At 73.2% G+C, this 23,487-nt stretch carries 22 protein-coding genes and 2 tRNA genes; 10 read left to right on the top strand and 14 right to left on the bottom strand.

The genetic code is table 11. The features are described 5' to 3' along the window. Window positions 1-202 (top strand): hypothetical protein (locus NLX85_RS15175; RefSeq protein ID WP_254335488.1); only part of this gene is annotated, 202 nt, incomplete at its 5' end. Window positions 203-574: 372 nt separating this feature from the next. Beyond that, window positions 575-802, top strand: coding sequence for a hypothetical protein (locus NLX85_RS15170; RefSeq protein WP_254335486.1), 228 nt, complete (start codon window positions 575-577; stop codon window positions 800-802). 7 nt (window positions 803-809) lie between these two features. Here NLX85_RS15170 and NLX85_RS15165 read toward each other — a convergent pair whose 3' ends face one another. Both NLX85_RS15165 and NLX85_RS15160 read right to left on the bottom strand, forming a co-directional pair. Next, window positions 810-1,607 (bottom strand): carbon-nitrogen hydrolase family protein, encoded by a 798-nt coding sequence (locus tag NLX85_RS15165; RefSeq protein WP_254335484.1) that lies wholly within the window; start codon window positions 1,605-1,607, stop codon window positions 810-812. 40 nt (window positions 1,608-1,647) lie between these two features. Beyond that, window positions 1,648-2,481 carry a DMT family transporter gene (locus NLX85_RS15160; RefSeq protein WP_254335482.1) on the bottom strand — a complete coding sequence of 278 codons (834 nt, stop codon included), beginning with the start codon at window positions 2,479-2,481 and terminating at the stop codon, window positions 1,648-1,650. 41 nt (window positions 2,482-2,522) lie between these two features. On the opposite strand from NLX85_RS15160, the gene NLX85_RS15155 reads away from it, so the two are divergent. Further along, a complete protein-coding gene (locus tag NLX85_RS15155) occupies window positions 2,523-3,146 on the top strand; it encodes a helix-turn-helix domain-containing protein (RefSeq protein ID WP_254335481.1) in 624 nt (207 codons plus the stop codon). 24 nt (window positions 3,147-3,170) lie between these two features. On the opposite strand, the gene clpX is transcribed toward NLX85_RS15155, so the two are convergent. From clpX to NLX85_RS15130, 5 genes are all read right to left on the bottom strand, one after another. Beyond that, window positions 3,171-4,466: an ATP-dependent Clp protease ATP-binding subunit ClpX gene (gene clpX / locus NLX85_RS15150; RefSeq protein ID WP_254335480.1), complete on the bottom strand. Its 1,296-nt coding sequence runs from the start codon at window positions 4,464-4,466 to the stop codon at window positions 3,171-3,173. Between the two features lie 215 nt (window positions 4,467-4,681). Beyond that, window positions 4,682-5,344: an ATP-dependent Clp protease proteolytic subunit gene (locus NLX85_RS15145; RefSeq protein ID WP_212833062.1), complete on the bottom strand. Its 663-nt coding sequence runs from the start codon at window positions 5,342-5,344 to the stop codon at window positions 4,682-4,684. Window positions 5,345-5,354: 10 nt separating this feature from the next. Then, the gene (locus NLX85_RS15140; RefSeq protein WP_088960728.1) at window positions 5,355-5,996 is read right to left on the bottom strand and encodes an ATP-dependent Clp protease proteolytic subunit; all 642 of its coding nucleotides are present in this window, start codon (window positions 5,994-5,996) and stop codon (window positions 5,355-5,357) included. A 173-nt stretch (window positions 5,997-6,169) separates the two neighbouring features. Further along, entirely contained in the window at window positions 6,170-7,516 is a 1,347-nt protein-coding gene (gene tig, locus NLX85_RS15135) for a trigger factor (RefSeq protein ID WP_254335479.1), read from the bottom strand. Window positions 7,517-7,661: 145 nt separating this feature from the next. Further along, a tRNA-Pro gene (locus NLX85_RS15130) sits at window positions 7,662-7,735 on the bottom strand. Between the two features lie 138 nt (window positions 7,736-7,873). On the opposite strand from NLX85_RS15130, the gene NLX85_RS15125 reads away from it, so the two are divergent. Beyond that, window positions 7,874-7,947 (top strand) — tRNA-Gly (locus tag NLX85_RS15125). Window positions 7,948-8,191: 244 nt separating this feature from the next. After that, window positions 8,192-8,671: a hypothetical protein gene (locus NLX85_RS15120; protein ID WP_254335478.1), complete on the top strand. Its 480-nt coding sequence runs from the start codon at window positions 8,192-8,194 to the stop codon at window positions 8,669-8,671. Between the two features lie 433 nt (window positions 8,672-9,104). On the opposite strand, the gene NLX85_RS15115 is transcribed toward NLX85_RS15120, so the two are convergent. After that, window positions 9,105-9,536 (bottom strand): hypothetical protein, encoded by a 432-nt coding sequence (locus tag NLX85_RS15115; RefSeq protein WP_254335477.1) that lies wholly within the window; start codon window positions 9,534-9,536, stop codon window positions 9,105-9,107. Window positions 9,537-9,695: 159 nt separating this feature from the next. Here NLX85_RS15115 and NLX85_RS15110 point away from each other — a divergent pair, with 159 nt between their 5' ends. Then, window positions 9,696-9,956: a hypothetical protein gene (locus NLX85_RS15110; protein ID WP_254335476.1), complete on the top strand. Its 261-nt coding sequence runs from the start codon at window positions 9,696-9,698 to the stop codon at window positions 9,954-9,956. A gap of 100 nt (window positions 9,957-10,056) precedes the next feature. Further along, entirely contained in the window at window positions 10,057-13,113 is a 3,057-nt protein-coding gene (locus tag NLX85_RS32995; protein ID WP_256566696.1) for an Hsp70 family protein, read from the top strand. Here NLX85_RS32995 and NLX85_RS15095 read toward each other — a convergent pair. Both NLX85_RS15095 and NLX85_RS15090 read right to left on the bottom strand, forming a co-directional pair. Beyond that, window positions 13,103-14,983, bottom strand: coding sequence for a propionyl-CoA synthetase (locus NLX85_RS15095; protein ID WP_254335475.1), 1,881 nt, complete (start codon window positions 14,981-14,983; stop codon window positions 13,103-13,105). The genes NLX85_RS32995 and NLX85_RS15095 overlap by 11 nt on opposite strands. 400 nt (window positions 14,984-15,383) lie before the next feature. Then, on the bottom strand, window positions 15,384-15,914 hold the full coding sequence (locus tag NLX85_RS15090; protein ID WP_254335474.1) for a hypothetical protein: 531 nt from the start codon (window positions 15,912-15,914) through the stop codon (window positions 15,384-15,386). 99 nt (window positions 15,915-16,013) lie between these two features. On the opposite strand from NLX85_RS15090, the gene NLX85_RS15085 reads away from it, so the two are divergent. Both NLX85_RS15085 and NLX85_RS15080 read left to right on the top strand, forming a co-directional pair. After that, window positions 16,014-17,234 carry a GNAT family N-acetyltransferase gene (locus NLX85_RS15085; protein WP_254335473.1) on the top strand — a complete coding sequence of 407 codons (1,221 nt, stop codon included), beginning with the start codon at window positions 16,014-16,016 and terminating at the stop codon, window positions 17,232-17,234. Between the two features lie 37 nt (window positions 17,235-17,271). Further along, window positions 17,272-17,703 (top strand): hypothetical protein, encoded by a 432-nt coding sequence (locus NLX85_RS15080; RefSeq protein WP_254335469.1) that lies wholly within the window; start codon window positions 17,272-17,274, stop codon window positions 17,701-17,703. A 38-nt stretch (window positions 17,704-17,741) separates the two neighbouring features. Here the strand turns inward: NLX85_RS15080 and NLX85_RS15075 are convergent, their stop codons facing one another. The 4 genes from NLX85_RS15075 to NLX85_RS15060 all read right to left on the bottom strand — a co-directional run bounded on the left by NLX85_RS15075 (window position 17,742) and on the right by NLX85_RS15060 (window position 20,667). Continuing rightward, entirely contained in the window at window positions 17,742-18,212 is a 471-nt protein-coding gene (locus NLX85_RS15075; protein WP_254335467.1) for a ribose-5-phosphate isomerase, read from the bottom strand. A 64-nt stretch (window positions 18,213-18,276) separates the two neighbouring features. Further along, window positions 18,277-19,485, bottom strand: coding sequence for a DUF1015 family protein (locus tag NLX85_RS15070; RefSeq protein ID WP_254335465.1), 1,209 nt, complete (start codon window positions 19,483-19,485; stop codon window positions 18,277-18,279). Between the two features lie 78 nt (window positions 19,486-19,563). Continuing rightward, a complete protein-coding gene (locus tag NLX85_RS15065; RefSeq protein ID WP_254335463.1) occupies window positions 19,564-19,923 on the bottom strand; it encodes a hypothetical protein in 360 nt (119 codons plus the stop codon). Window positions 19,924-20,043: 120 nt separating this feature from the next. Further along, entirely contained in the window at window positions 20,044-20,667 is a 624-nt protein-coding gene (locus tag NLX85_RS15060) for a disulfide bond formation protein DsbA (protein WP_254335461.1), read from the bottom strand. Window positions 20,668-20,893: 226 nt separating this feature from the next. Here NLX85_RS15060 and pepN point away from each other — a divergent pair, with 226 nt between their 5' ends. Continuing rightward, complete coding sequence (gene pepN, locus NLX85_RS15055; RefSeq protein WP_254335459.1) at window positions 20,894-23,440, top strand: aminopeptidase N; 2,547 nt, start codon at window positions 20,894-20,896, stop codon at window positions 23,438-23,440. Window positions 23,441-23,487: the final 47 nt, after the last annotated feature.

Genomic DNA, 23,487 nt, shown 5'->3' with positions numbered 1-23,487 from the left:
GGGGTATAAATCAATTTGGCACTGGCTTATCAAGCACCCTGTTGAGTTCTCAAAGAACAACCACACACCATCCGGAACCCCGCATCAGCAGGACCCCGTCCGGGGCAACCTCTCTAACTTACTCGGTGCGATCCTCGCTGTCAACCTCGTGTTTGAGGTGATCAACTTGGTTCGAGCCGATCCACGCTCACGCACGCCGTGACCGGCGGTCGTTACTGTCGTGGTTTCCGGCGGACCGGCCGATCGCCGCTTGCGCGGCCACCCGCCCGGCTCCCTGCCGGCTTTCGAACTCTACCCGGTCGGCTTCGCGATCGCAACCCCGTGTTTCCCGGAGTGTCTCGCACCGCCCGATCCTCAGTCTGGCTCGGCGTCGCCGCCACCAGCCTGGCGCCCGTTCTCGGCCGGTTTGCCCGGCCTCCCGCGTGCAGAGAGAAAGTTACGCGGACGGCCCTGAGAAGGCAAATCAATGATCGTCTCTGCCCGCGGCCGCCGGCGGGCCGCCGACGGCCCAGGGCACCGGAGAGCCGGGATCGGACGGGACCGCCGCGGGCCCATCCGTGCCAGAGTGTCTGGCATGGATGACGTGTCCCGGCTCCCGGCGACGACGCTCGCCGAGGAGGCCCTGCTCGGGCTTCTCCTGCCGTTCTGGCAGCTGGTCATCGGCGCCTGCGTGCTCGCGGTCGTCCTGCTGTCGGTGGGACGGCTCGTCCGGCGCGGTCCCTCCCGGATGACCACCGCCCTGCTCGTCACCGCGGCGGCGATCGCCGGCTTCACCGTCGTCGGCGTGCTGCTGGAGAGCTGAGCCGGGTTCAGAGCCGCCGGTTGGCGAGGCTGGGCAGCTCGACGCGGATCGTCCGCAGGCGGTCGAGGTCCAGGTCGGTCACGGCGAGCCCCGGGCCGTCGGCCACCTGACTGAGCGCCGTCCCCCACGGGTCGACCACCATGCTGCGTCCGAAGCAGGTGCGCCCCGGCTCGTGGTCGCCCGTCTGGCCGGCGGCCGCGACGTAGCACTGGTTCTCGATCGCCCGGGCCCGGAGCAGCACCTCCCAGTGGTCGCGCCCGGTGTGCATCATGAACGCGGCCGGCACGACCAGCAGCTCCGCCCCGCCATCGGTGGCCAGTTGCCGGTAGAGCTCGGGGAACCGGAGGTCGTAGCAGATCGACAGGCCGACCCGGAGACCCTCGACGTCGACCACCACGGGCTTCTCACCCGCCGCCACCGTGGCCGACTCCTGGTAGGAGACCCGCCCGGGAATCTCGACGTCGTACAGGTGGATCTTGCGGTAGCTGGCGGCGAGCGCGCCGTCCCGGTCGAAGACCAGCGAGGTGTTCCAGGTGTGCTCGGGGTCGGGACCGGCCTCGTGGAACGAGCCGGCGATCACCCAGATGCCGAGCCGGCGGGCGGCGTCCGCGAAGAAGCGGCCGACCACGCCGTCGACGGGTTCGGCCGGGGGCATGCCGGCGGCGAGGCCGAGGTAGTCGACGTACTCCGGGAGGACGGCGAGGTCCGCGCCGGCCGCCGCGGCCCGGGCCAGCAGGGCCTCGGCGGCGGCGAGATTCGCGGTCCGGTCGTCACGGGCGTTGAGCTGACACACGGCGACACGCATGACGCTCAGCGTACGGGCGGAGGACGGGCGGCGACAGGGCTCAGACGCTCGCCAGCACCAGCGCGCCGGCGGCGAAGCCGAGCCCGGCCAGCTGCACCGGGCGGAGCCGTTCCCGGTCGACCGCGAGCGCGAGCAGCACGGTGCTCGCCGGGTAGAGCGCGGCGATGGCGGCCACCACGCTGAGGTGCCCCCGGCCGGCGGCGGCCAGGAAGAGCGCGTTGGCCGCCGAGTCCAGCAGGCCGGCCGCCGCGGCCCACCGGAGCACGCGCGGTCGCAGCCGGAGGCGTACGCCGGTGCGCACGGCGAGCGCGAGGCCGAAGGCGATGGAGCTGACCCGTACCGCGGCCACCGGCCACATGCCGGCGCCCTCGTCGGCCTGGCCGAGCAGCGCGAAGAAGATCCCGAAGAGCAGCCCGGCGCCGAGGGCCATGCCGATGAGTCGGCCCGACACCCGTCCCGTGGTGCCGCCCTCCCCCAGGCTGACCAGTGCGATGGCCACCACGGCGAGGCCGGCGCCGGCGAGCGCGAGGGTGCCCGGGGAGTGGGCGGTGACGAGGCCCGCGACGATCGGCACGACCGCGGCGGTGATCGCGGTGACCGGTGCGACGACCGCCATCATGCCGCCGGCCAGGGCCTTGTAGAGCAGCATCACGCCGGCCGCCCCGGCCACCCCGGCGAGCAGCCCCCAGGCCAGGTCGAGCGGGCCTGGCGTGCCCGGCACGATCAGCACGAGGGCGAGCAGCAGCGGGACGCTGAGCAGTTGCGACACCACCGTCACCGCGATCGGGTCGGCGTGCCGGGACGCCTTGCCGCCCGAGAAGTCGGCCGTGCCGAACGCGACCGCGGACACCGCCGCGAGCACAATGGGGAACATCAGGCAGTCGTACCACAATATTGACCGCGAAGGATAGTGTGATGACCGACGCCGGAGGGCGGGTGGGCGCGGTGACCTCCGCGGTCGCCCGACAGGTACGCGAGCTGCGGGCCGCCCGCGGCTGGTCCTTCGAGGAACTGGCCGGCCGCTCCGGGGTGAGCAAGGGCATGCTCGTGCAGATCGAGGGGGCGCGGACCAACCCGAGCGTCGGCACGCTCTGCCGGGTCGCCGACGCGTTCGGCGTCAACATCGCCCGGTTGCTCGAACCGGCCGAGGAGAGCACCGTACGGGTCTCCCGGGCCGGCGACGCGCCGGTGCTGTGGCGGGGCGGGCACGGCGGCACCGCGCGGCTGCTCAGCGGTCTCGGCGAGCCCGACCTGGTGGAGCTGTGGGAGTGGCGGCTGCAGCCCGGCGAGGCGCACCACTCCGCCGACCACCCGCGCGGCACCCGGGAGGTGCTGCACGTGCTGGCCGGCACCGTCACGGTCACCGTCGAGGGCGTCGACCACGAGGTGCGCGCCGGCGAGACCGTGGAGTTCCACGCCGACCGCGAGCACGGCTACCGCACGGCGGGTGACGAGCCGGCGCGGCTCGTGATGGTGGTGGTCACCCCGTCGGGCGAGTGGGACCGGCGGACCCGGTCACGCGGACCGCGCCCGAGCTGACCCGGGCGCGGTCGCGGCGGGCGGTCAGGCCGACTTCTCCTCGCGGTCCCGGCGGGCACGCCGGCCGGTGAACTCGCGGGGAACGATGGTCGGGTTGACGTTCTCCAGGACGACCTCGCGGGTGATCAGCACCCGGGCGGCGTCGGGGTTGCTCGGCACCTCGTACATCACGGAGAGCAGGACCTCTTCCATGATCGCCCGCAGGCCGCGGGCGCCGGTGCCGCGGAGCATGGCCTGGTCGGCGATGGCCTCCAGCGCGGGCGGCTCGAACTCCAGCTCGACGCCGTCCAGCTCGAAGAGGCGCTGGTACTGCCGGACCAGGGCGTTGCGCGGCTCGGTGAGGATGCGGACCAGCGCGGAGCGGTCGAGGCTGCGCACGTTGGTGATCACCGGGAGCCGGCCGATGAACTCGGGGATCAGCCCGAACTTGAGCATGTCCTCCGGCATGACCTGGCTGAAGATGTCGTCGGTCGACCGCTCGGAGACCGACCGGAGCCGGGCGCCGAAGCCGGTGCCGCCGGAGCCGGTGCGGGACTCGATGATCTGGTCGAGGCCGGCGAACGCGCCACCGCAGATGAACAGCACGTTGGTGGTGTCGATCTGGATGAACTCCTGGTGCGGGTGCTTGCGCCCGCCCTGCGGCGGCACGTTGGCCACCGTGCCCTCGAGCATCTTCAGCAGCGCCTGCTGCACGCCCTCGCCGGAGACGTCCCGGGTGATCGACGGGTTCTCCGACTTCCGGGCGATCTTGTCGACCTCGTCGATGTAGATGATCCCGGTCTCGGCGCGCTTGATGTCGTAGTCGGCGGCCTGGATGAGCTTGAGGAGGATGTTCTCCACGTCCTCGCCGACGTAGCCCGCCTCGGTGAGCGCGGTCGCGTCGGCGATCGCGAACGGGACGTTGAGCATCCGGGCCAGGGTCTGCGCCAGGTGGGTCTTGCCGCAGCCGGTCGGGCCGAGCAGCAGGATGTTGGACTTGGCCAGCTCCACGCCGTCAGTACCCGAACCCGGGGCGCCGGCGGCCTCCGCCTGGATCCGCTTGTAGTGGTTGTAGACCGCGACGGCGAGCGCCTTCTTGGCCTGCTCCTGACCGACGACGTAGTTGTCGAGGAACTGGCAGATCTCCATCGGCTTGGGAAGCTCTTCCCACTTCACCTCGCCGGACTCGGCCAGCTCCTCTTCGATGATCTCGTTGCAGAGATCGATGCACTCGTCGCAGATGTAGACCCCGGGGCCCGCAATCAGCTTCTTGACCTGCTTCTGCGACTTGCCGCAGAAGGAGCACTTAAGTAGGTCGCCGCCGTCACCGATCCGTGCCACCTACGTTCTCCCTGCACTCGTCGGCCGGTGCGCCGGCCCCTGACCTGCGGGCGCCGCGCGCCCGTCCGTCCTGTCGTCCCACCTCGCCGGTCCGACCCAGCGAAGCGGCACAGACCCGACGTTACCCGCTGCCGGAGGTTTCTCCGACCCCCAAAACGGGTGTGTCAGAGGTCGGCCGGGAACGACGCCCCGACCGACCTCCGACCTCGCACTGCTCAGCCGGCGGCGTGAGACGCCAGCAGACCCTTCTTGCGGCTGGTCAGGATCGTGTCGACCAGCCCGTACTCCTTGGACTCCTCGGCCGTCATGATCTTGTCACGGTCGATGTCCTTGCGGACCTGCTCGATGGGCCGGTTGCAGTGGCGGGACAGCATGTCCTCCAGCTGCGTCCGCATCCGCAGGATCTCCCGGGCCTGGATCTCGATGTCCGACCCCTGGCCGTAGCCGCCCTCGGTGGCCGGCTGGTGGATGATGATCCGGGAGTTGGGCAGCGCCATCCGCTTGCCCGGGGTGCCCGCCGCGAGCAGCACCGCCGCCGCGCTCGCCGCCTGGCCGAGGCAGACGGTCTGGATGTCCGGGCGGACGTACTGCATGGTGTCGTAGATCGCCGTCATGGCGGTGAACGAGCCACCCGGCGAGTTGATGTACATGATGATGTCGCGGTCCGGGTCGGTGCCCTCCAGCGTCAGCAGCTGGGCCATCACGTCGTTGGCCGACGCGTCGTCCACCTGGACGCCGAGGAAGATGATCCGGTCCTCGAAGAGCTTGTTGTACGGGTTGGACTCCTTCATCCCGTACGACGTGCGCTCGACGAACGACGGCAGGACGTAGCGGTTGTGCACGGCCGCGAACTGGGGCGGCAGGCTCAGGTCGGTCATCGTCAGCTCCTCAGCTCAGGGTCCCGGCGCCATCCGGAACCTGCGCGGCCCCGATGATCACCTTGTCGATGAAGCCGTAGTCCATGGCCTCCTGGGCGGTGAACCAGCGGTCCCGGTCCGAGTCCGCCTCGATCTGCGCCTGGCTCTGGCCGGTGTGGTGCGCGACCCGCTCCTGGAACATGCGCTTGGTGTAGAGCATCTGCTCGGCCTGGATCGCGATGTCCGACGCGGTGCCGCCGAGGCCACCGGAGGGCTGGTGCATCATGATCCGCGCGTGCGGCAGCGCGTAGCGCTTGCCCTTCGTGCCGGCGCAGAGCAGGAGCTGGCCCATCGACGCGGCCATTCCCATCGCCACGGTCGACACGTCGTTGTCGATGAACTGCATGGTGTCGTAGATCGCCATGCCGGAGTAGACCGAGCCACCCGGCGAGTTGATCCAGAGGTTGATGTCGCGGTCCGGGTCCTCCGCCGCGAGCAGCAGGAGCTGCGCGCAGATGCGGTTGGCGACCTGGTCGGTCACCTCGCTGCCCAGGAAGATGATCCGCTCCTTGAGCAACCGGTTGTAGACCGAGTCGTCGAGGTTGCCAATGGAGTCGCCACCGCGGGCCTCGATCGCCCGGAGCGACTTCTTGGGGATGTGCATGTCGGTCATGGCAGCCCTTCGCTCTCCGTACCGTCCTACCCGACACTAACCGCTCAGCCGGGGGGCGTACTCCCGGTCGGGGCACTGTTCGCTCTCAGCGCAGTCACCCGCGGGCCGTACCCGGAAAAGGGTTTCGGCCGCCGCCCGGCGCGGAGCGCGGGACGGCGGCCGACGCCCGACGATCAGTGCTGGTGGTCGTGCTCGGCCTCGTTCTGGGCCCGCAGCGCGTCGAGGGAGACCTCGTTGCCCGCCGCGTCCTTGATCTTGATCTTCTCCATCACCGAGGCGAGCGCCTTGCCCCGGCGGACGTCACCGAAGACGGCCGCGGCGGCACCGGAGCGGACCAGCTGGTCGTAGTACTGCTGCGGGGCCATGCCGGCGCGCTGGGCGCGGTGGACGATCTCGTGACCGAACTCGTCGTCGGAGACCTGGACGTCCTCGGCGTCGGCCAGGGTGTCCAGCAGCAGCTGGATCTTGACGCCCTCGGTCGCGGCCTCGGTCAGCTCGGTGTCGATCTGCTCCTCGGTCTTCTCCTCCGCGGCGAGGTACTCCTCCAGGGAGGCGCCGATGCGCTCGAGCTGGTCGACCATCGCGGCCTTGCGGCTCTCGACCTCCTCCTTGACGACACCCTCCGGCGCCGGCACCTCGGCGGCGGCGACCATCTGCTCGAGGGCCTTGTCGCGGGCCGCGTAGATCTGCTCGACCTGCTTGCCGCGGGTGACCCGCTCACGCAGGTCGGCGCGCAGCTCCTCGATGGTGTCGAACTCGCTGGCCAGCTGGGCGAAGTCGTCGTTGAGCTCGGGCAGCTCCTTCTCCTTGACCGTGCGGACGGTCACCGCCACGTCGGCGTCGCGGCCGGCGAAGTCGCCGCCGACCAGCTGGGTGGAGAAGGTGGTGCTGTCGCCGGCGGCCAGGCCGACCAGCGCCTCGTCCAGCCCCGGCAGGAGCTGCTTGCTGCCGACCTCGTGCGAGATGTTGCTCGCCTGGCCGCCCGGCACGTCCTCGCCGTCGACGGTGGCGTTCAGGTCGATCTGGACGAAGTCGCCCTCCTGGGCGGCCCGCTCGACGGTCTTCAGCGTGGCGAACCGCTCGCGCAGGCTGTTGACCTGCTCGTCGATCTCGCTGTCGGCGATCTGGATCTCGTCCACGGTCACCTCGACGGTGGCCGGGTCCGGCAGGGTGATCTCCGGCCGGACGTCCACCTCGGCGGTGAAGTTGAGCGAGTCACCGTCGTTGAACTCGGTGATCTCGACCTCGGGCCGGCCGAGCGTCTTCAGGTCGTGCTCGCGGACCGCGGCCAGGATGTTCTGCGGGATGGCCTCCTGCACCGCCTCGTTGAGGACGGTGCCCCGGCCCACCCGCTGGTCGATCACGGCGGCGGGAATCTTGCCCCGGCGGAAGCCGGGAACCTGGACCTGCTGGCCGATCTCCCGGTACGCCTTCTTGAGGCTCGGCTCGAGCTCGACGAACGGCACCTCGATGGCGAGCCGCACGCGCGTCGGGCTCAGAGTCTCGACGGTGCTCTTCACAGGCGTACTCCTTGACGGATCTCAGTTGAGTCTGGGCGTGATTGCGCGCATCGAGTGTAGGCGAGCCGGCCTGCGGCATCGGCAGCGCCCGGGTACCGCGCGGAAAAAATCGGCGGTTCCCGGGCGACCCGGTCGCGAACGACAGTCGGGGTGGCGGGATTTGAACCCACGGCCCCTCGCTCCCAAAGCGAGTGCGCTACCAAGCTGCGCCACACCCCGTCGCGACGAAGAGTGTATGCCGTCCGGGCCCCCCGGACGGGCACCGGGGCGGTGCGGGGCGGCGCGCGGTACGGCGCTGCGCGTCCGGTTCGGCGATTCGGTAGGCTGTCGGGCGCGTGCCGCGAGAGCGGGGCGCACGCGGGCGTAGCTCAATGGCAGAGCTTCAGTCTTCCAAACTGACGGTGCGGGTTCGATTCCCGTCGCCCGCTCCAACAGCCTCCGGCCCAGGTCAGAGGCTGCATCCCCCGATCCTGGGCCGGTCGGCCACTCCCCCGCTCCGATCTTGCGGGCCATCCGTGGGCCATTAGCTGCTCTGGCCGCCCTTGCCTCGGGTCTGCCGGGTGATCCGCCGGTCCATGGCTGAGGCGATCTCGCGGTCCCGCTCGCTGGTCGATGCCGGGGCGGAGATAGACAGCCCGCAGGGCCAGACCCCAGCGCCACAACTAGCATCGGTGAATGCTTGACGGCCGGACGACGGCTCGTGCCGTGCGGTGGATCCTGGTGCCCATCCCTCTGGTTTTGGTCGTCCTCACTGCCTCCTGTGCGGCCGACGGTCCGGACGCTCGCGTGGAGGCCTGCGCGAACAGTCTGCGGGTCGAAGGCTTCTCCAAGCTGAACCGGTATGTGGATCATGACTGGAGAGGAATGGGGTACATCGGCACCCGCTCAGCTGATCCTGTACGGAGTGTTGCGGTTACGGGACCTGACACCGACCTCAGGTTGACACCAGTAGACAGCATTCCGAATGGCCCGTACGTCGAACTGGCGGAAGGGACCTTGGATTCTTCGAAGGGAAATTGCCGGGTAAGTGTCCAGAGGTTGAAGGAAGGCCTCAAGCCTCCGGCCTACCTAGTCGTCTCGGCGTCCCACATACCGGCCATCCTTGACGGCAGGGAAGAGGTCATCGTTTTGAAGGTCGGTCCGGGAGCCGACTAACGGCCGCGCCCGTTGGCGCGGGAGCTGAGGGTTAACGGCGGTCAGCTCCTGGACGTGGCAGCCGGCGTGGCGGCGCGGGTCACGCCAGGGCAGGGCCCCGCGACTACCGGACGTGTCCACACTCCCTAAACCGTGTGCCGACTCGGACACCAATCGGGCCGTCCACCCAGCTTGCCGGATCGCCCATCTTGATTTCGTCATGCGCAGGTCGCTGCTCCGTCTTGCCGCGAGCGGCCGGGCCATCGACGGGCCAGTAACCACGAGGCCCAGCGGTCACGAGCGGGCACGAGATGCCACCGGAGTGGCCGCCGGGAGCAGGCGTTTGGGGCATCACGACCGGTTGAGCACGCTCTTCCAAACTGACGGTGCGGGTTCGATTCCCGTCGCCCGCTCCACGCAACCACGAACAGGATCACCGAGAAACCGCTGGCGCCTACGGGTGGTCCGGCGGAGGGAGATTCACCGGCTCGCCGAACGGCTCGATGGATCCGTCCCAACCGTTCCAACCCTGTTGAGTGATCCGCCCGTCAGCGTAGGTGTAGGACCAGCGGGCGCCGTCTTCGCCCTCGATCTGGACGATTCCCGAGCGAACGAACGGCGCAATCGCGACGTAGAAGGCCGTGGCCTGGTCCGACCACTTGGGGTCGCCCTGGTCGTCCTCACCGAACTCGATCCAGTCTCCGTCGCGGCTGATCGAGGCTCCGGCCGCCTCCGCCATGTCCGCCAGCGTGTCATCTGACGGAGACACACCCGGGCTGTACCAACCGTCCCGTACAGCCATGGCCGCCGTGGCAGCGGCGACGGCAGCGACGTCCTCCGACGCCGGGAGGTTCAGGCGGCCTGAAGGCCTCACCAGGTATCCCACCGTGCGCACCCTACAGCGAGGCGGAGGGCCACCGATCCTGGCAGCCCGCGGACCTGCCGCGCCGGCGTGCCGAGCGTGAACAGCGGGACTTCGCGTGATCGCGGCGCCCGGACAGCGAGGTACGCTCGCCGCCTCTTCCTCTGTCCGACCATCGGAGGCGTGGCGGGAATGACCGGGCTGCTCTCCACCGCACTGGTGTCGATCCTCGTACTGCTCGTCGCGCTCGGTACCGACGTGTGGGTCTACACCGATGCCAGGGATCGACAGCGGAGCGGGAACCCGGTGTCGGTTTCGCTCGGTTCCATCCGTGTCGGGAGCCCGGAGGCGTGGTTCCTGGGCTGCCTGATCCTCTGGGTGGTGTTCGTGCCGCTCTACCTGACGGCGACGGGCCGCAACCCCTTCGCGCGCAGCGGCGGCTGACGCCCCCGTCCGCCTTCGGACGCGCCGGGGATCGGCGGGCGGCGGGGGCTGCGTACGATGCGGGGCCGGACATCCCCTCGTCGGGTGGAGGTAGCGACGGATGTCAGGCCAGCAGGACGGTTTCGCCCTCGGCGTGGACCTCGGCACCTCGAACACCGTGGCCGTGCTGCGCTGGCCGGACGGGCGTACCCGACCGCTGCTGGTGGACGGCGAGCCGATCCTGCCGTCCGGTGTGTACGCCGACACCGACGGGCGCCTGCACGTGGGGCGGGACGCGCTGCGGCTGGCCCACGCCGACCCGGACCGCTACGAGCCGAACCCCAAGCGCCGCGTCGACGGGCCGGAGGTGACGCTCGGCGACCGCCGGTACCGCCCGGCCGAGCTGCTCGGCGGGGTGCTGCGGGCCGTGGGCGAGGCCGCGGTGGGCGCGCTGGGGTTCCTGCCGCCCGCGGTGGTCACCTGCCCGGCCACCTGGGACGCCGAGCGGCGGCAGGTGCTCGCCGAGGCGCTCGCCCTGGCCGGCTGGCCGTCGGCGGCTGAGCACACCCTCTCCGGTCCCACCCCGCCCGGTACCCGGCTGCTGCGCGAGCCGGTCGCGGCGGCCCGCTACTACACCGAGGTGCTGCGCCGGCCGGTCCCGGTAGGCGAGTCGGTGGCGGTCTTCGACTTCGGCGGCGGGACGCTGGACGTCGCCGTGGTCCGCAACGAGGGCGCGGACCCGTGGGGCGACTCCGGCTTCCGGGTGATCTCCTGCGGCGGCCTCGACGACCTGGGCGGGCTGGACCTGGACGCCGCCCTGCTCGCGGTGGTCGGCGCGCGGGTCGCCGCCACCCACCCGGCGCAGTGGGCGCGGTTGAGCGAGCCGGCCGACACCACCGGGTGGCGGGAGCGGCTCCAGCTCGTCGAGCACGTCCGGGGCGCCAAGGAGATGCTGTCCCGCACCACGGCGGCGCCGGTGGCGGTGCCCGGGGTGCCGGCCGCCGTGTCGCTGACCCGGGCGGAGCTGGAGGGGGTGGCCGCCCCGCTGCTGCGGCGGGCGGTCGCCGAGACCCGGCGGGTGGTCGCCGCGGCCGGGCTGACCCCGGAGCGCCTCGCCGGGCTGTTCCTGGTGGGCGGCTCGTCCCGGATGCCGCTGGTGGCGCGGCTGCTCCACGCCGAGCTGGGGATCGCGCCCACCGTCCTGGAGCAGCCCGAACTGCCGGTCGCCGAGGGCGCGCTGACCGACCTGCCGCTGCGGCGGAACCGCCCGGCCGCCCCGCCGCTTCCGCTGGCCCCGGTCGGCGCGGCACCCGCCGGCCCGCCGGCCGCCGCGACCCCGGCCGCCGCGACCCCGGCCACCGCGACCCCGGCCGCCGCGACCCCGGCCGCCGCGACGCCGGTCGCCGGCCCGGCCGGCACCCTGCCCGGTCTCGGCCCCGCCGGCACGCTGCCGGCCGGGATGCCACCCGCCGCCGACCAGCGCACACCCCTCCTCCCGGCCGCCGCCGCGCCGGACGGCACGACCGTCGCCGCCGGACCGCCACAACAGGGCGCGCAGGGCGCGGCGCTCGCCGGCCCCAACGGCACGCGGGTCGCCCCCGGACCGCAGGGCACGCCGCTCGCCGCCGTACCGCACGGCACCGCCGTGGCCCCGCAGTCACCGGCCCCGGGTACGCCGGCATCCGCGCCCCTGCCGCCCGGCTCGCCGGTCGGCGGCGTGCCTCCGCAGGGCCCCGGCATCCCGCACCAGCCGGGCGCGTGGGCGGGCTGGCCCGGCGTACCCGGGAACGGGGCGCCCGGGTCGCCGGCCGCGCCGACCGGCGGTGGCCGGCGCCGGCGGGCGCTGTGGATCTCGGTGGGCGCCGTGGCGGCCCTGGCCGGGGTGGCCACGGCGACCCTGCTCTACCTGACCCGGGACCGCCACCCGGAGCTGGACTTCGAGGCGTTCGGCAAGCCCGTCCGCGTCGCGGCGGGCGGGGAGCGGCCCGTGGAGATGTTCACGGCGGTCGCGGGCGACCGGGCCTACCTGGCCTATCCGCGCGAGGACGACCGGCTGGCGGTGGTGGCCGTCGAGGCGGGCACCGGCAAGGAGCTGTGGCGCAAGGAGAGTTCCACCACGGCCGACCAGTGGGCCGGCGTGGTCGCGTTGCCCGGCGCGGTGGCACTGCTCGCGGACGCCGCGGGCAGCAGTACCCCGCGCCAGCTCGAGGTGCTCGACGGCGGGCACGGCGGTCCCCGCTGGCGGCACAGCGTGCAGGGGGACGACGAGATGTTCGTCGGCAGGGACGTCGTGGCGGTCACCGACCACGAGCGCAAACGGCTCGTCGGGCTCAAGCTGAGCAACGGCGACGAGAAGTGGTCGCTGAACGACCTGACCGACCAGTACGGCAGCACGCGCGACAGCGTGCACCCGGTGACGACCGACGAGGCGGTCTCCGGCCCCGGGTACGGCGACGGTTCGCCCCGGGACCCGGAGCAGGGCACGGTCGAGCAGCTCGTGCAGGTGAACGCGGACAAGTCGGTCCGGCTGATCGACCTCGGGTCGGGCGACGTGGTCCGCGACTGGAAGGCGGTGGCCGAGCCGGACGACCTGGTGGTCGCCCACGAGGACCGGCTCTACGTGGCGGGCGACGACGGACGGCTGCTCGCGTACGACCTGGGGAAGCAGGCACAGCCGAGCGTGCTCTACCGGGCGGAGAACAACGACCGGCGGGCCAAGGCGCTGGCGCCGTGCGGGGAGCACCGGGCCTGCCTGCTGGAGGTGACCAACTCCGACGACAAGACCGCCGTGGTGGTGGCCGCGCAGGAGGACAAGGACGTCAAGCGGTGGCCGGCGCCCGGGATGACCCAGCTGGTGCCGGTCGGCGAGCGGGTGCTGGCCCGGCGGCTCTACCCGGAGCCCGCGGCGACCCTCTTCGCGCCGGACGGGAAGAGGGTGCTCGACGACGAGGACGGGGTGGCCGTCCGGGTCGACGCCGGCAACCTGCTGGTCTTCGCCGACCCGCTGGGCAGCGGGGTCGACGACCGCAGCGTGGCCGGGGTGGGCGCCGAGTCGGGCACGGTGGCCCAGCTCGGCGAGCTGAAGGACGTCCGGGGCGACTCCTGCTCGTGGAACACCCAGGTCATCGTGTGCGGCTCCGAGCAGGACTTCGTGCTCCACCGCTTCGTCAAGGAGTAGCGCCGAGGTCGCGGAAGACGGCCAGCGCCGCGGGGTCCTCGATGGTCGGCGGCACCGGCTCGTCCCGCCCCTCGACCAGCCCGCGCATGGTCCGGCGGAGGATCTTGCCGGAGCGGGTCTTGGGCAGCGCCGGCACCACGGTCACCCGGCGGAACGCGGCCACCGGCCCGATCCGCTGCCGGACCAGGGCGACCAGCTCACCGGCGAGCGCGTCCGGGTCCGCGTCGGCGCCGGCCTTGAGCACCACGTACCCGCTGGGCACCTGGCCCTTGAGCGCGTCGGCCACGCCGATCACCGCGCACTCGGCGACCGCCGGGTGCGTCGCCAGCACCTCCTCCATCGCCCCGGTCGACAGGCGGTGCCCGGCCACGTTGATCACGTCGTCGGTGCGGCCCATCACGTAGAGGTAGCCGTCGTCGTCGAACCGGCCGCCGTCGCCGGTCAGGTAGTAGCCGGGGAAGGCGGCCAGGTAGGAGCGGACGAAGCGCTCGTCGTCGCCCCAGAGGGTGGGCAGGCAGCCCGGTGGCAGGGGCAGCCGGATCACGATCGAGCCGTCGGTGCCCGCGGGCACCTCCCGGCCGCCGCCGTCCACCACCCGGATGTCGTAGCCGGGAACGGGCACCGACGGCGAGCCGGGCTTGATCGGCAGCGGCTCCAGGCCGCGCGGGTTGGCCGCCACCGGCCAGCCGGTCTCCGTCTGCCACCAGTTGTCCACCACGGGTACGCCGAGCCGCTCCCCCGCCCACGCCCAGGTGTCCGGGTCCAGCCGCTCGCCGGCCAGGAAGAGGGTGCGCAGGCTGCTCAGGTCGTGTCCGGCCAGGAGCGCGCCGTCCGGGTCCTGCCGGCGGATCGCCCGGATCGCGGTGGGTGCCGTGAACAGGGCGGCCACCCGGTGCTGGGCGACCACCCGCCAGAACGCGCCGGCGTCCGGGGTGCCGACCGGCTTGCCCTCGTAGAGCACGGTGGTCGCGCCGGTGAGCAGCGGCGCGTACACGATGTAGGAGTGGCCGACCACCCAGCCCACGTCGGAGGCGGCCCAGAAGACGTCGCCCGGCTCGATGCCGTAGACGTTCCGCATCGACCAGCGCAGCGCCACGGCGTGCCCGCCGTTGTCCCGCACCACGCCCTTCGGCCGGCCCGTGGTGCCGGAGGTGTAGAGGACGTAGAGCGGGTCGGTGGCGGCGACCGGCACGCACTCCACCGGCTCGGCGTCGGCCATCACCTCGTCCCAGGTCAGGTCGCGGCCGGGGAGCAGCGGGGCGGGCTCCTGGGGGCGCTGCACGATCACGCAGTGCGCCGGGGCGTGGGTCGCCTCGTCCAGCGCGGCGGCGAGGATCGGGTGGTAGGGCACCACCCGGTCCACCTCGATGCCGCAGGAGGTGGCCACCACCACGGCCGGGCGGGCGTCGTCGATGCGGACGGCCAGCTCGTGGGCGGCGAAGCCGCCGAAGACCACCGAGTGCACCGCGCCGATCCGGGCGCAGGCCAGCATGGCGATCACCGCCTCCGGCACCATGGCCAGGTAGAGCAGCACCCGGTCGCCCCGGCCGACGCCGAGCCGGCGCAGCGCTCCGGCGAACCGGGCGGTCTCGGCGAGCAGTTCGGCGTAGCTGAGGGTGCGGACCGTGCCGGTGACCGGGCTGTCGTGGATCACCGCGGGCTGGTCGCCCCGGCCGGCGGCCACGTGCCGGTCCAGCGCGTTGTGGCAGGTGTTCAGCACGCCGTCGGGGAACCAGCGGTACAGCGGCGCGGCGCTGTCGTCGAGGATCCGCTCCGGCGCCCGGTGCCAGTCGAGGTCCGCCGCGGCCTCCCGCCAGAAGCCGGCCGGGTCGGCGATGCTCCGCTCGTACGCTGATCGATACGCGCCCATCCCGTCATGCTGGTCGCGACCCCGCGCCGGCGCAACGGCTCACCGGGTCGGGTGCGCCGGAAGCACGCCCCGGCTCGGTGAACGGCCCGGCTCCGCCGGTGGAGGTCACCGTTTCCGCCAGGGGTACGGCTGGCCCATGGAGACGAACACGAAGGCGTACTACGACGGGATGGTGGCGCCGGGCGGCGGGGAGCCGGGCGTCGAGGACCCGGCGGCCCGGGTGGCCTCCCCGAAGGCCGACGCCGAGGGCCAGTGACCGCTCAGCCCACCGGGCGACGGATGAACCGCGTCGGGCCGGGTAATGCGAGCGCCGTCCTGGTGGAGTGACGACCGGCGTCGCGGCGTTCCGCGACCGGGCGCGCGGGCGGGCGGCAGGGGCCGCCCGCCCGCGGCCACGGTGTCAGTTGCCGGTCGCCCAGTTCCAGGCGGAGACCACCCACTCGGTCTGCTGGAGGTAGGCCACCCCCACGCCGGCCAGGAAGAGCGCGGTCACCAGGTGCGCCCCGCGGGCGCTGCGCCGCACCCGGCCGAGCTGCCGCTCCAGGACCAGCCGGCCGAGCAGGCGGGCCAGGGCGAACAGGCCGACGGCGGTGAGCAGGCTGAGGACGAAGGTGAGCAGCGGGGCGGCCAGGTCGCCCCTGCCGGAGATCGCCCAGATGCCCCAGCAGACGAAGGCGAACAGGGCGCCGGCCGCGCTCCACTCCCCGCCCCGGCGGAGCTGGGCGAGGTGCCAGCCCATCGGTCGCCGGGGCGCCGAGTCGCCCGTCCAGTCGCCGGGGTCGACGGCGGGGAACTGCTCGGTCCGGGGCGTACGCGGCTGGCCGACCGCCGCCACCCCGCGCCGGAACGCGTCCCGCTGCGAAGGCACCCCGCCGGGCTGCGGCGGCACCTCGACCGTCCGCTCGGCCCACGGCTGTGTCTGGTCCGCCATCTCGTGTCCTCCCCCTTGACCCACGCCGGCCACGGTTCCGAGGGTAGCGAGCCGGCAAATAGGGTGCCGACCCCGAAGGTGATGGGTTAGACACACCGGATGACCGACGCGCTGGTCCCCCGGGCCGAAGACTTCGACGAGATCTCCGCACTGCTGACGCTGGCCTTCCACGGCGACGTGCAACCCGAGCTGCGGGAGGTCGAGCGCGCGATCTTCGAACCGGACCGGGCGCTGCTGGTCCGCGACGGCGCGATCGCCGTGGCGCACGCCGCGGCGTTCACCCGCGACCTGGCCGTGCCCGGGGCCAGCGTGCCGGCCGCGCACGTGACCATGGTCTCGGTCGCCCCGACGCACCGCCGGCGCGGGCTGCTCACCGGGCTCATGCGCCGGCAGCTCCGCGAGGTCCGCGACGCCGGCCGGGAGCCGCTCGCGGTGCTCTGGGCCAGCGAGGGCCGGATCTATCCCCGGTTCGGCTACGGCCTGGCCGCGCAGCGGTTCGTGCTGGCCGGCGACACCCTCGGGCTGCGCCTGCCGGACCCGACGCCCGCCGAGGGCACGCTCCGCCTCGACCGGCCGGCGCCGCACCGGGCCGAGCTGGCCCGGCTGTACGAGCGGGTGCGCGCCGACCGCCCCGGCTGGTCGCACCGGAGCGAACCCTGGTGGGACTACGTCCTCGCCGACGTGAAGGGGCTGCGGGGCGGCGCCACCGAGCGCCGGGTGCTGCTGCACGAAGGGCCGGACGGCCTCGACGGGTACGCGCTCTACCGGACGAAGGAGGAGTGGGCCGGCAGCGGGCCGCGGGCCGAGGTCCAGGTGGGCGAGGTGGTGGCGGCCCGGCCGGAGGCGTACCTGGCGCTGTGGCGGCTGCTGCTCACGATCGACCTGACCCGCCGGGTGTCCTTCCCGATCGCCGCCGTGGACGAGCCGCTGTTCCGGCTGGTGGACGAGCCGCGGCAGCTCGGCGCCCAGCTCGCCGACGCCCTCTGGGTGCGCGTCGTGGACGTGCCGGCCGCGCTGGCCGCCCGCCGGTACGCCACCGACGTCGACGTGGTGGTCGAGGTCACCGACGACCTGCTGCCCGAGAACGGCGGCCGGTGGCGGCTGGTCGGCGGCCCGTCCGGGGCGGAGTGCACGGCCACCGCGGCGCCGGCCGGGCTGGCCTGCGACGTCCGCGCCCTCGGCGAGCTCTACCTGGGCGGCGCCGGCCTGGCCGCGCTCACCGCCGCCGGCCGGGTCCGGGAGCTGGTCCCCGGGACGGTGGCGGCGACGGCCCCGGCCTTCGGCTGGCACCGCGCCCCGGCCCCCATGGAGGTCTTCTGACTCCCCCGGCGCCTCCCGCGCCCGGTACGGTCGGGTGATGGGTGATGCGGAGCGCCGGCGACGACGGCTGCGGCACCACGGCGACGGCGGGCCGCCGGACGCCGACGGTCCGAGCGCGAGCACGGCCGCGATGCACGACGACCTGGCCCCCCGGCCGCCGCGCGGCGGCGCCAGACGCGCCGAGCCGGAGTCGCCGGACGACGGCTCCAGGTCGCCGCGCGGCGCCCGACGCGCCGATGCGGAGCAGGAGCCGCGGGGCCGGCGCCCGGGGCCGCCCGCCGACGAGGGCGAGCGGGGGCTGCGCGGCCTGGTCGGCTCCGGCTCGTCGCAGGTGAGCGTGACCGCCGCGCTGCGCGCGCGGGACGCCGCCCGGCCGACCGACGAGGACCTGGCCGAGGCCGAGGCCCGGGTGGTGATCGTCCGCCGCAACTGGGTGCCCCGGGAGGAACTGCCCCGCACCGGGCGGTGACGGGCGCGACCCGCGCGGGCGCGCCCGTCCGGGAGGCGTCAGGCGGGCAGGTCGGGAAGCTGGCGGCTCTGCTCGTAGTCGGCGACCTGGGCGATCCGCCGGGCGTGCCGGGGGTTGCCGGAGAACGGGGTGGCGAGGAACGCCTCGACCAGGGCGGTCGCCTCGTCCAGGGTGTGCTGCCGGCCGCCGATCGCGACGATGTTGGCGTCGTTGTGCTCGCGGGCCAGCTGGGCGGTGTCGATGTTCCACGCGAGCGCCGCCCGGACCCCGGCGATCTTGTTGGCGGCGATCTGCTCCCCGTTGCCGGAGCCGCCGATGACCACACCCAGGCTGCCCTGGTCGTCGACCACGCGCTGCCCGGTGTGCAGGCAGAACGCCGGGTAGTCGTCGTCCGGGTCGAAGGCGTGCGGGCCGACGTCGACCACCTCGTACCCCTGCTTGGCCAGGTGGTTGGCGAGGTGCACCTTCAGCTCGAAACCGGCGTGATCGGATCCCAGGTAGACGCGCATACCGCGCAGTCTGACAGGCCCGCCCCCGTGCCAGCGCGCGGGCGGCGGCACGGAGGCGGATTCGTCACACGGCTGCTCGGGGGAGCTCGGCCACGACCAGGCCGGCCCGCGCCTTCGGGGTGAACCAGGTGCTCTTGCGCGGCATCTTCTCCCGGGCCAGGTTCACCGCGACGAAGTCGTCCACGGTCACCGGGGCGACGAGGACGGCCAGCTCGGCCCGGCCCGCGTCGACCTCGCCGGTGAGCCAGCTCGCCGGGTAGTCGCCGCCCACGTAGGTGATCCGCTTGTCGCCCGGGTCGAGACCGAGCGCGTCGCGCAGCAGCAGCCGCTCGACCAGCGCGTGGTCGAGGTTCTCCAGGCGCTCGCCGCCGACGTGCGGCAGGCGCACCGCGTACCCCTGGCCGGCGAGGTGGAGGTGCACGGTGCCGCCGGTCGCGGGGACGCCGACCGGGCCGGCGAGCGGGGTGATCTCCGCGCCGGCGGCGCGGAGCCGGTCGAGCAGCTCGTCGGGGGTGGTGGTCAGCTCGCTGACCAGCCGGTTGTAGGGCTGGATGGCGACCGACGCCGGCGTGGTGATCACCGACAGGAAGCGCGGGAAGCCGCCGGTCTGCGCGGCCAGGCTGCGGTGGTTGCCGTCGGCGACCACCAGCTCGCCGCCGCCCGCCAGGGCGGTCAGCTCGTCCTGCGCCGGGCCCGGGCCGAGCAGCCAGATGGCGTGCGTGCGCCCGGCCTGGTCCACGTCGGTGGCGGCGGGCGCGCCGGCCGACTCGGTCGCCGCCGCGAGCGCGGCGTGCAGTTCGTCGCCGCGCCCGGTCTGGAGCAGGAGTACGGGTGAGAGCAGGTGGCCCAGCGCCTCGGCGAGGGCGACGCGCTCGCGCACCTTCGCGATGAACACGTCCTCGTTGCGGATCACCAGGCCGGGCTCGTCGGCGCGGGTGGAGATCTGGTCGGTGTCGACCATGGCGAACAGCCCGTACGCGCTCTCCTCGCCCGGCGCGCTGATCCGGTAGAGGACCACGACCTGCTCGGCCGGGGTGTAGCTGCCGTCCGCCTTCGCCTCGGCGAGGCGGGCCACCGCGTCGGGGAGCGCGTCGAGGAAGGACTTCCCGAGGCTTCCCGGCGCCCGGTGGGGCATCTCGATGCCCAGGGCACTGTGCGGATTCGCCTCGACGATGGCGGTGATCTCCGCGTCGTCGGCGAACTCGTCGTAGTTCTGCGCGCCGGTGCCGCCAGTGGTGATCCAGGCCCGGGCGATCGGATGCACGACCGTCATGCCCGCTGACGCTACCCGCGCCGTCCGGAGCGCCGGTGCCGGACCCGCGCGCCGTCCACCAGATGAAAGGGGACCGGTTCAGCCGGTGCGGTGCCGGCCGGAGGCCGCGCTCCCGCCCGGCGTCGGGGCGGCCGGCCGGGAGCCGCCGGAGGCGCTGAGCCGGACCGTCGTCGTCCCGGCCGGGGCCGGGCGGCCCGCCGCGGCGCTGGTGCGGACCGTGCCCGGGATGCGGGCCGGCAGGCCCGCGTCGGCGGGCGGGGTCATCCGTGAGGTGGCCACCACCCGGGCCACGCCGACCACGATCGGCGGAGCCAGCAGGCCGGCCATCTCGGCCGGGACCGCCGGCCAGTCGCCCTCGGCCACCGACCAGTAGGTCGCGCCGGAGTCCTCGGTCGCCGTCTCCGGCGCCTCGGCGGACAGGCGGCGGTGCTTACCCATGGGAACGCCTCCAGGAGCTGCCGGGCTGCGGCCCCGGACGGGCCGCCGGCTGGGACACCCGGTGAAACGAGCCCCGCACCGGCCCGGTGACGGGGCGGCGCGGGGCTCGTCCGGCGCGGCTCAGTCGAAGACCGGGCCGACCTCGCGGCTGCGCTTCAGCTCGTAGAAGCCGGGGGTGCCGGCCACCAGCAGGACGCCGTCCCAGAGGCGGCCGGCCGCCTCGCCCTTCGGCGCCGGGGTGATCACCGGGCCGAAGAAGGCGACCTGCCGGCCGTCCGGGCCCGGGGCGTGGATGACCGGGGTGCCCACGTCGGTGCCGACCGGCCGCATGCCCGCCTCGTGGCTGGCCCGCAGAGCCTCGTCGTACTCGGTCGACTCGGCGGCGTCGGCGAGCGCCGGGTCGAGGCCGACGTCGGTGAGCGCCCCCGCCAGCATGTCCCGGCCCAGCTCCTCCTTGCCGAGGTGGATCCGGGTGCCCATCGCGGTGTAGAGCTTCCCCAGCACCTCCCCGCCGTGCGCCTGCTCGACGGCGATGCAGACCCGCACCGGGCCCCAGCCCTTCTTCATCAGATCCTGGTACTGCTCCGGCAGGTCCCGGCCCTCGTTGAGCACCGAGAGGCTCATCACGTGGAACCGGATGTCCACGTCCCGGACCTGCTCGACCTCCAGCAGCCAACGGGAGGTGATCCACGCCCACGGGCACAGCGGGTCGAACCACATGTCCACGGCGACACGTTCGGTCACGGTGTCATCCCTTCACGACTCCACGGCGCCGGAGCTCCGGCGCCTTCCCCTCCGATCCTCACCCCACGCGGCATCGACCGGTACCGGAATGAGAGCGTGACCTCGGCCACCGAAGGGTGACCGTGCATGGAAGACTCGGTTTCGGACCGGCCGTCACGAGCGGGCCGGGAGGCCGGTGCCGCGGGGCGCGGCGAGACGAGTGGGATGGAGACGAACAGTGCCGGGAGTGCGCAACCTGACCCAGGTCGAGGCCACCGAGCGGGCCCGCCTGCTCGACGTCACCGGGTACGACATCAAGCTTGACCTGTCGACCGCGGTGCAGGCCGACGGCCGCACGTTCCGGTCGGTGACCGAGGTCCGGTTCCGCTGTGCCGAGCCGGGGGCGAGCAGCTTCATCGAGACGGCCGCCGAGTCGGTGCGCTCGGCGACGCTGAACGGCACGCCGGTCGACCTGTCCGGCTGGTCGGCGGAGAAGGGCCTCACCCTCACCGGCCTGGCCGCCGAGAACGTCCTCGTTGTCGACGCCGACTTCGGTTACTCCAACAGCGGTCAGGGCCTGCACCGCACGGTCGACCCGGTCGACGGCGAGACCTACCTCTACAGCCAGTTCGAGACGGCCGACGCGCAGAAGGTGTTCGCCTGCTTCGACCAGCCCGACCTGAAGAGCGTCTACACCTGGCACGCCACCGTCCCGGAGCACTGGCGGGTGGTGTCCAACTCGCCGGTGGAGCGCGAGGAGCCGGCCGGCGAGGCGCTCAAGACCGTCCACTTCGCCGAGTCGGCGCGGATGAGCACCTACATCACGGCGCTCTGCGCCGGCCCGTACCACGAGGTGCGGGACAGCCACGACGGCATCGACCTGGGCGTCTACTGCCGGGCGTCGATGGCGCAGTACATGGACGCCGACGACCTGTTCCTCATCACCAAGCAGGGCTTCGACTTCTTCCACGAGAAGTTCCAGGTGCGCTACCCGCTGCCCAAGTACGACCAGCTCTGGGTGCCGGACTTCAACGCCGGCGCCATGGAGAACTTCGGCTGCGTCACGCACGCCGAGTCGCACTACATCTTCCGCTCGCAGGTCACCGACTTCGAGTACGAGCAGCGGGCCAACACGATCCTGCACGAGCTGGCGCACATGTGGTTCGGTGACCTGGTCACCATGCGCTGGTGGAACGACCTGTGGCTGAACGAGTCGTTCGCCGAGTGGGCCAGCCACTGGTGCAACACCCACGCCACCCGCTTCTCCGACGCGTGGACGACCTTCCTGTCCATCCGGAAGAACTGGGGCTACCGGCAGGACCAGCTCTCCTCCACCCACCCGGTCTACTGCGAGATGCCGGACCTGGAGGCCGTCGAGGTCAACTTCGACGGCATCACCTACGCCAAGGGCGCCAGCGTGCTCAAGCAGCTCGTCGCGTACGTGGGCGAGGAGCCGTTCGTGGCCGGCCTGCGGGCCTACTTCGGCAAGCACGCCTGGGGCAACGCCACCTTCGACGACCTGCTCTCCGAGCTGGAGACGGCCTCCGGCCGGGAGCTGCGCAAGTTCGCCGCCCAGTGGCTGGAGACCGCCCAGGTCAACACGCTGCGCCCCGAGGTGACCATCGGCGCCGACGGCACGTACGAGCGGGTGCTGGTCCGGCAGGAGGCGCCCGCCGGGCACCCGACCCTGCGCACCCACCGGATCGGCGTGGGCCTCTACGACCTGACCGACGGGCGGCTGGTCCGCCGGGAGCGGGTCGAGGCGGACGTGACCGGCGAGCTGACCGAGCTGTCCGTGCTGCACGGCAAGCCCGCCGCCGACGTGCTGCTGCTCAACGACGACGACCTGACGTACACGAAGCTGCGGCTCGACGAGCGGTCGATGGCGACCGTGGTGCAGCACATCGCCGGCTTCGACTCGTCGCTGGCCCGCGCGCTGTGCTGGACCGCCGCCTGGGACATGACCCGCGACGCCGAGCTGTCGGCCCGGGACTACGTGGCGCTGGTGCTGGCCGGGCTGCCGGCGGAGACCGACATCAACCTGGTCACCGCCACCCTGCGCCAGGCGACCACCACGCTCACCTTCTACGCCGACCCGGCCTGGGCGCCGACCGGCTGGGCCGAGCTGGCCCGGACCGCCCGGACCGCGCTCGCCGCGGCCGAGCCGGGCAGCGGCTTCCAGTTGGCCTGGGCCCGGGCGTACGCCTCCGCGGCCCGCTCCGGCGAGGACCTGGCCGCGCTGCGCGGCTGGCTGGACGGCGCCGGTGTGCCCGACGGGCTGACCGTGGACACCGAGCTGCGCTGGACCGTCCTCCAGTCGCTGGTGGCCAACGGCGCGGCCGGGGCCGCCGAGGTGGAGGCCGAGCTGGCCGGCGACCGGACCGCCAGCGGCGAGCGGGAGGCCGCGTACGCGCACGCGCTCGTGCCGACGGCCGAGAACAAGGCGGCGGTGTGGGCGCAGCTCACCGGCCCGGAGGCGCTGCCGAACTGGCGCAACCGGGCGCTGCTGCAGGGCTTCACCCACCCGGCGCAGGTGGAGCTCACCGCGCCGTACCGGGAGAAGTACTTCGCGGCGGCGGCGCAGGTGTGGGCGCAGCGGGACAGCGAGCCGGCGCAGGAGTTCGTGCAGCTCGCCTACCCGGCGTACCTGGTCGAGGAGGACACGGTGGCGGCCACCGACGCCTGGCTGGCCCAGGAGGGTCACCCGGCGTCGCTGCGCCGGCTGGTGGCGGAGGGCCGCGACGGCGTCTCCCGCGCCCTCAAGGCCCGCGCCCGGGACGCCCGGACCGCCTGACCGAGGAGCACGCGGCCGGGGCCGGCGTGGGTGGGAGCCCGCGCCGG

Source organism: Micromonospora sp. A3M-1-15 (genome assembly GCF_024213425.1).
GTDB lineage: Bacteria > Actinomycetota > Actinomycetes > Mycobacteriales > Micromonosporaceae > Micromonospora > Micromonospora chersina.
This window is presented reverse-complemented; position numbering and strand designations above follow the sequence as displayed.

Excerpts from the sequence above, each read along its gene's own strand:
- NLX85_RS15170 (WP_254335486.1), top strand. The coding sequence starts at position 575 with ATGGATGACGTGTCCCGGCTCCCGGCGACGACGCTCGCCGAGGAGGCC.
- NLX85_RS15165 (WP_254335484.1), bottom strand. The coding sequence starts at position 1,607 with ATGCGTGTCGCCGTGTGTCAGCTCAACGCCCGTGACGACCGGACCGCG.
- NLX85_RS15160 (WP_254335482.1), bottom strand. The coding sequence starts at position 2,481 with ATGTTCCCCATTGTGCTCGCGGCGGTGTCCGCGGTCGCGTTCGGCACG.
- NLX85_RS15155 (WP_254335481.1), top strand. The coding sequence starts at position 2,523 with ATGACCGACGCCGGAGGGCGGGTGGGCGCGGTGACCTCCGCGGTCGCC.
- NLX85_RS15145 (WP_212833062.1), bottom strand. The coding sequence starts at position 5,344 with ATGACCGACCTGAGCCTGCCGCCCCAGTTCGCGGCCGTGCACAACCGC.
- NLX85_RS15140 (WP_088960728.1), bottom strand. The coding sequence starts at position 5,996 with ATGACCGACATGCACATCCCCAAGAAGTCGCTCCGGGCGATCGAGGCC.
- NLX85_RS15120 (WP_254335478.1), top strand. The coding sequence starts at position 8,192 with ATGCTTGACGGCCGGACGACGGCTCGTGCCGTGCGGTGGATCCTGGTG.
- NLX85_RS32995 (WP_256566696.1), top strand. The coding sequence starts at position 10,057 with ATGTCAGGCCAGCAGGACGGTTTCGCCCTCGGCGTGGACCTCGGCACC.
- NLX85_RS15095 (WP_254335475.1), bottom strand. The coding sequence starts at position 14,983 with ATGGGCGCGTATCGATCAGCGTACGAGCGGAGCATCGCCGACCCGGCC.
- NLX85_RS15090 (WP_254335474.1), bottom strand. The coding sequence starts at position 15,914 with ATGGCGGACCAGACACAGCCGTGGGCCGAGCGGACGGTCGAGGTGCCG.
- NLX85_RS15085 (WP_254335473.1), top strand. The coding sequence starts at position 16,014 with ATGACCGACGCGCTGGTCCCCCGGGCCGAAGACTTCGACGAGATCTCC.
- NLX85_RS15080 (WP_254335469.1), top strand. The coding sequence starts at position 17,272 with ATGGGTGATGCGGAGCGCCGGCGACGACGGCTGCGGCACCACGGCGAC.
- NLX85_RS15075 (WP_254335467.1), bottom strand. The coding sequence starts at position 18,212 with ATGCGCGTCTACCTGGGATCCGATCACGCCGGTTTCGAGCTGAAGGTG.
- NLX85_RS15070 (WP_254335465.1), bottom strand. The coding sequence starts at position 19,485 with ATGACGGTCGTGCATCCGATCGCCCGGGCCTGGATCACCACTGGCGGC.
- NLX85_RS15065 (WP_254335463.1), bottom strand. The coding sequence starts at position 19,923 with ATGGGTAAGCACCGCCGCCTGTCCGCCGAGGCGCCGGAGACGGCGACC.